The 6,801-nt window shown below is 68.0% G+C and carries 4 protein-coding genes; 3 read left to right on the top strand and 1 reads right to left on the bottom strand.

The features are described from left to right. Together ACFWR9_RS16140 and ACFWR9_RS16135 are read left to right on the top strand one after the other, a co-directional pair. On the top strand, positions 1-479 hold a 479-nt coding region (locus ACFWR9_RS16140; RefSeq protein ID WP_383841727.1), incomplete at its 5' end, for an amidohydrolase family protein. An 82-nt stretch (positions 480-561) separates the two neighbouring features. Beyond that, entirely contained in the window at positions 562-2,868 is a 2,307-nt protein-coding gene (locus ACFWR9_RS16135) for a glycosyl hydrolase family 28-related protein (RefSeq protein WP_383841724.1), read from the top strand. Between the two features lie 211 nt (positions 2,869-3,079). On the opposite strand, the gene ACFWR9_RS16130 is transcribed toward ACFWR9_RS16135, so the two are convergent. Continuing rightward, positions 3,080-3,226, bottom strand: coding sequence for a hypothetical protein (locus tag ACFWR9_RS16130; protein ID WP_383841721.1), 147 nt, complete (start codon positions 3,224-3,226; stop codon positions 3,080-3,082). A gap of 216 nt (positions 3,227-3,442) precedes the next feature. On the opposite strand from ACFWR9_RS16130, the gene ACFWR9_RS16125 reads away from it, so the two are divergent. Next, on the top strand, positions 3,443-6,697 hold the full coding sequence (locus ACFWR9_RS16125; protein ID WP_383841718.1) for a glycoside hydrolase N-terminal domain-containing protein: 3,255 nt from the start codon (positions 3,443-3,445) through the stop codon (positions 6,695-6,697). Positions 6,698-6,801 lie beyond the last annotated feature (104 nt).

The raw sequence follows: 6,801 nt of genomic DNA, 5'->3' as shown, positions 1-6,801 counted from the left end.
AGTACCCCGGGGGGCTGCCGCCGTCCGCCGGGGGGGGTGTGGTGAACGACCTGTTCGACACCCCGCCCCCGGTGGCCGCGGGGGCCGACGCCGCGGCCCGGCTCACCGCCCTGACCTTCGTCCTCGACCACCTCGGCAAACCCCCCATCGCCACCGGCGCGTTCGAACCCTGGGGCGCGGACCTGCGGCGCCTGGCCGCCCTGCCCAACACCGTCTGCAAGCTCTCCGGCCTGGTCACCGAGGCCGCCCCCGGCAGCCGGCGGACCGAGGATCTCCAGCCCTACGCCGACATCGCCTTGGACGCCTTCGGACCACAGCGGCTGATGTTCGGATCCGACTGGCCGGTCTGCACCCTGCAGGCGGACTACACGTCGGTCGTCGGGGTCGCCGACAGCCTCACCAAGACACTAGGCCCGGGAGAGAAGGACGCGGTGTTCCACCACAATGCCTGCCGTGTCTACGGCCTTGCCGGGCCCTGACGTCCGCCTCCTCGCACGGCTTTCACAGTTCACGCAGAGAACACATCGATGCACGGCAACAGAAGGGCGTGGGTCTCCCAACATGACTGCTACGGACAAGTCGTTCAGACGCTCCGGCCGTCGGCTTGCGCGCGTCACAGCGCCGGCCGCGCTGGCCGTCGTGCTCAGTGCCTCGCTGCTCTCGATACCCGCATCGGCGTACGCGGCGCCGGTGGGCGGGCCGACAGGCGAGGCTGCGGCGCAGCAGGCGGGGGCAGGAGCGAGCGGCGCCGACAAGCCGCATGACCGCCGCACCGTCGTCGATGTGGCCGACTTCGGGGCCGACCCGACGGGAAGACGGGACTCCGCGGCCGGTATCCGCGCGGCCATCGCACACGCGAAGACCCTCGACGGTCCGACCAGGATCTACTTCTCGCCGGGTACTTACCAGATCTGGCCCGAGCAGACCGCCAAGCGGGAGCTCTACGTCAGCAACACCTCCGGCACCAACCAGGCTGTCAAGACCAAGAACATCGGCATCCTCATCGAGGACATGGACGACGTGGTGGTCGACGGTGGCGGATCCAAGCTGGTCTACCACGGGTTCCAGACCATCTTCGCAACGATCCGATCGACCGATGTGCGGTTCACCGACTTCAGTCAGGACTGGGTGGCGCCCAAGACCGTCGACATCACGGTGGCCGAGTCCGGAGTGGCCGACGGTAGGGCCTACCGTACGATCGCGATCCCGGACACCTACCGCTACGCCATCGACGGAACGTCGATCAGGTGGTCGGGAGAGCTGAGCCCCACGACGGGCACGCCGTACTGGACCGGCTCCAACTCGTTCAACTACTCCCAGGTGCACGATCCCGAAGCCAACAAGACCTGGCGGACCAGCAACCCCGTGTTCCGGAACGTCGCGGACATCGTCGACCTCGGCGACCGCCGAGTGCGGATCACGTACAACGACGCGACGCGGCCCACCGACGAGGGCTACGTCTACCAGATGCGTGAGACCACCCGGGACACGCCCGGAGGTCTGTTCTGGGAGTCGAAGGACATCACAGTCGACCATCTCGACCTGGGCTACCTGCACGGGTTCGGACTGGTCGGCCAGTTCAGCGAGAACATCACGATCGACTCGGTGAAGTTCATGGCCGACCGCGACACCGGTCGTGTGACGTCCGCCTTCGCCGATCACATCCAGATGTCGGGCGTGAAGGGAAGGGTGCGGATCTCCCGCAACGTCTTCGACAACCCGCAGGACGACCCCATCAACGTGCACGGCACCTATCTGCAGGTGACATCGGCCGCGGCGAAGACCCTCAAGCTGCGCTACATGCACCATGAGACGGCGGGCTTCCCCCAGTTCCATCCCGGCGACCAGGTGGAGCTCGTCGACAAGCGCACGATGCTCGCCGTGCCGGGCGCCACCGCCACCGTGGTCTCGGCGGACGGCCCGAGTGGAGAGGCCGTGCCGCCGGGGGAGGACCCGCAGACCTACCTCCGCGACATGACCGTGGTCCTGGACGCGCCGTTGCCCGCGTCGGTCGCCGCCAACCCGCAGAACTTCGTCGCCGAGAACATCACGTACACGCCGAGCGTCGAGATCGTCGGAAACACCTTCCAGGCGGTGCCGACCCGCGGCGTGCTCGTCACGACACGCAAGCCGGTGCTGATCGAGGGCAATCGCTTCGACGGAATGAGCATGGCGAGCATCTACATCTCGTCGGATGCCTACCAGTGGTTCGAATCGGGCCCGGTACGTGACGTGGTCATTCGCAACAATGTTTTCGCCCGGCCGTCCGGCCCGGTGATCTGGTTCGATCCGACCAACCGAGAGGTCGTGCCGGGGGAGCCCGTGCACCGTAACGTGCTGATCGAGGACAACACGTTCGACATGGTCGGTGGCACCTTGGTGGCCGGCCGGAGCGTCGGGGACCTGACCTTCCGGAGCAACCACGTCAGGCGGTACGCATGGGTGAAGCTCCAGGGCGGCGATGAACGGATGCGCATCGGTGACACGGCCCGGTTGACCGCCCAGACGCTGCCCGCGCAGTACACGGCGCCGTTGTTCACCTTCGACGGTGCCGACGACATCACGATTGCCCGCAACGACTACGAGGACGGCTTCAACAAGCGGATCAACACCCGGAACATGGATCCGACCGAGGTCACGGTGGTCGGTGAGGACCTCGCCCTCAATGGCGACAACCAGACGTCCGGCCCCGTGAAGATCACCTATTCGAGCAGCAACAGGAAGGTTGCACGGGTCGACGCCGACGGCGTCGTCACGGCCGTAGGCAGCGGCAAGGCGCAGATCCGTGCCCATGTCACCGTCGGCGGGCGGAAGATCGTGTCCGACCCGGTCCCGATCAGGGTGACCGGGAAGGCCATCGGCCACTGACATCCGGCCCCTACGGTGGTCGGACCGGTGCTGAGCGGATTCCTTGGCGATCGGTGCCCGCGGGGGGCCACGGAATCGGCGCTGTTACATCGGATCTATATGCACCGTTGATCCGTTGAACCCCTTGACTCGGGCGAATCCACCGTGGTCTGATCCCTGGTCATCCGATCATTCTGCGCTAGCGGAGGGTCATGCTCCAGTGGCCAGGCAATCAGACGGAAGACTTCGAGTCGCACTCCCGGGGGCCGGCCATGGCCGTCGGCGGGCCGCCCTCCTCGTGGGACGCCTGCACGGCCGCCACCGCGAAGACCATGGACGCAGGGCTGATGGAGGCCGAGTGCACGCCTGCGTCTTCCACGCCTCCGGCGGCGGAGCCGCACTGCACACCTCCGTGGACGGGTTACAGCAACAGGCGTTCCCACACTTCGCCCTGAACACCTTCACCGGCGCGGAATCGGACCGGATCGGCTTGCTCCACCGGGCCTCCTGAGGCCTGCGCCGGGTCGGCGGACCTCGGCCGACCCGCCGCCGTCTGTCAGCGAAAGAACCGATCACTATGTCGAGAGGCCTTGCCGTGATCCATGATCCCCAACCGCACCGACGGAGCGTCCTCAAGTTCGGCGGTGCCCTCGCCCTCGCGCCGCTGATCACTCAGCTGGCCGGCGGAACCCCGGCAGGACAGGCCGTCGCCGCCGACTCGGCCGGGCCCGCCGCGCCGACGGCCGTCCAGTGGCCGACCCTGTCCCGCACAGCCCTGACGTATCCCGTCCCCGCGGTGGACTGGCAGTCGCAGGCACTGCCCATCGGCAACGGCCGGCTCGGCGCCATGCTCTTCGCCGACCCCGACAACGAGCGCATCCAGTTCAACGAGCAGAGTCTGTGGGGTGGAGTCAACAACTATGACAACGCCCTCGCGGGCAAGCCGGACAGCGCCTTCGACACCAGCATGACCGGCTTCGGCTCGTACCGGAACTTCGGCGACCTCGTCGTGACCTTCAATCCCCGCCCGCAGGTCACAGCACCTGGCGGGCCGTACCGCACGTCTGCGTCAGAGGGTGTGGACAAGACGCACGACGGTGATCCGCGTACCAAGTGGTGCATCGAGGAGCCCCCCTCAAAGGTGCAGTGGCAGATCGAGCTCCCCGAGGCCGTCGCTGTCGGGGCCTACAGTCTCACGAGCGCGAACGACGTGCCGCAACGCGACCCGCAGGCGTGGACGCTCTCCGGCTCCAAGGACGGCGTCACCTGGACCACGCTGGACCGCCGCTCCCTCGCAACGCCGTTCGAGAGCCGACTCCAGAAGAAGGAGTTCACCTGCTCCAACACCGCGGCCTACCGCCACTACCGGTTCGACTTCGTCCCCAAGGCGGGGGTGAGCCACTTCCAGGTGAGCGAGATCGGTCTGTCCGGCGTCGACCTCGGCGGGCGTGGTCTGATCTACCTGTCGTCACCGAGCGGCCACTCCGAGGGATCCGGCGGCGGTAGCCGGGCCACGGACATCTCGCGATCGGTGGACGGCGATCCGGCCACCGTCTGGCGGGTCGACGCCGCCGCGTCGCCGGTCGTCTGGCAGGCCGATCTTCCCCGCAAGAACGTCGTGACCTCGTACACGCTGACGGCGGCCCCCGACCGTCCGCAGGACGACCCCGGGCGGTGGGTGCTCGAGGCGTCGCAGGACGAATCCCTCTGGGTGACCCTCGACACGCAGAACTCCGGGGCCCCCTTCGCCGACCGCGGCGAGTCACGGACCTTTCGGCTCACCAACAGCACGGCCTACCGCTCCTACCGGCTCACCCTGACGCCCGGAGCGTCCGCCACCGGCTTCCAGATCGCACAGATCGCTCTGGAGGGGCAGGGGTTCGACACGCGGAAGCAGCGCGCGGTCGTCGACTACCAGCGCGCGCTCGACTTCGTCGACGGTGTCCACGTCACCCGCTTCGGCTCGCCCGGGCGGCGCGTGGTGCGGGAGGCCTTCGCAAGCCGGTCCGCCGACGTCATGATCTTCCGGTACACGTCGGACAGCGCTCAGGGTCTCTCCGGAGCCATCTCCCTGGCGTCCGCACAAGAAGGATCCCCCACGACGGCCAACGCCGACGCCCGACGGCTCGCATTCCGCGGTGTCATGGGCAACGGACTCAAGCATGCGTGCACCGTCGAGGCGGTGCACACCGACGGCGACTTCCGCACCGACGGGCCGGTGCTCCGCTTCAGCGGTTGTACGACCCTCACCCTGCTCCTCGACGCTCGCACCGACTACAAGCTCGATGCGGCCGCCGGGTGGCGCGGAGCCGACCCGGGACCGCTCGTCGCCAAAACGCTCGCCGAGGTGGCCGCCCGTCCCTACGACGACCTCCGCGACGAGCACACCGCCGAGATGCGCGCGGTCATGAACCGGGTCTCCGTGGACTGGGGGACATCGGAAGACGCCGTGGTCGCCCTGCCGAGCGACGCCCGGCTGGCACGATACTCGGCGGGCGGGCAGGACCCGTCCCTCGAGCAGACGATGTTCGGCTTCGGCCGGTACCTGCTCGTCAGTTCGTCTCGTCCGGACGGCCTGCCCGCCAACCTCCAGGGCCTGTGGAACGACAGCAACCAGCCGCCGTGGGCCTCGGACTACCACACCAACATCAACGTCCAGATGAACTACTGGGCAGCGGAGCCGACCAACCTGCCGGAGTGCCACAAGGCACTCATCGGATTCATCAAGCAGGTTGCGGTGCCCAGCCGGGCAGCGACCCGCAACGCCTTCGGCAAGGACACGCGGGGCTGGACCGCTCGCACCAGCCAGAGCATCTTCGGCGGCAACGCGTGGGAATGGAACACCGTCGCGAGCGCCTGGTACGCGCAGCACCTGTACGAGCACTGGGCGTTCACCCAGGACAAGCGCTACCTCCGCACCATCGCCTATCCGATGATCAAGGAGATCTGCGAGTTCTGGGAGGATCAGCTCAAGGAGCGCGAGGACGGGCTCCTCGTCGCGCCCGACGGCTGGTCCCCGGAGCACGGGCCGCGCGAGGACGGCGTCATGTACGACCAGCAGATCATCTGGGACCTGTTCCAGAACTACCTCGACTGCGAGGGTGCTCTCGACGCGGATCCCGTCTACCGGGCCAAGGTCGCCGACATGCAGGCGCGTCTCGCACCGAACAAGATCGGCCGATGGGGACAACTGCAGGAGTGGCAGGAAGACATCGACAGCCCCACCGACATCCATCGCCACACCTCACACCTCTTCGCGGTCTACCCGGGCCGCCAGATCACGCCGAAGACGCCCGAATTCGCGGCCGCCGCCCTCGTTTCCCTCAAGGCAAGGTGCGGCGAGAAGGACGGCGTCCCGTTCACCGCCGCCACAGTGTCGGGCGACAGCCGCCGCTCGTGGACCTGGCCGTGGCGCGCGGCACTCTTCGCCCGCCTCGGTGACGGACATCGCGCTCAGATCATGCTGCGCGGACTGCTGACCTACAACACGCTGCCCAACATGTTCTGTGTCCACCCGCCGTTCCAGATGGACGGCAACTTCGGCATCTCGGGCGCAGTGGCGGAGATGCTCCTGCAGAGCCACGACGGCGTCATCCACCTGCTACCGGCTCTGCCGGACGAATGGAAGGCCAAGGGCTCGTTCACCGGACTCCGCGCCCGTGGCGGCTACGAGGTCAGCTGTGAGTGGCGGGACGGGAAGGTCACGTCCTACAGGATCGTGGCCGACCGGGCGCGGACGCAGCGGAAGGTCGCCGTGCGGGTGAACGGCGTCGACACGAAGGCGAAGCCGGCCAAGCCCCGGCGGCGGCCCACGGCTCCCCGTCGCGTCGGTCCCCGGTATCGGTGGTGAGTTCGTGTCCGCGACGCGTGTGTTGCGGGGGACATTCTCGCAGCCGCGTACGTCCGACGAAGGGGCCGACAGGCCGCAGCTGTCGTCAGTGCGGTCGGCCGGAC

The sequence above is a fragment of the Streptomyces sp. NPDC058534 genome, assembly GCF_042717365.1.
Classification (GTDB): domain Bacteria; phylum Actinomycetota; class Actinomycetes; order Streptomycetales; family Streptomycetaceae; genus Streptomyces.
Note: the sequence above shows the minus strand (reverse complement) of the source record. Positions and strands in the feature narration are given on the sequence as shown.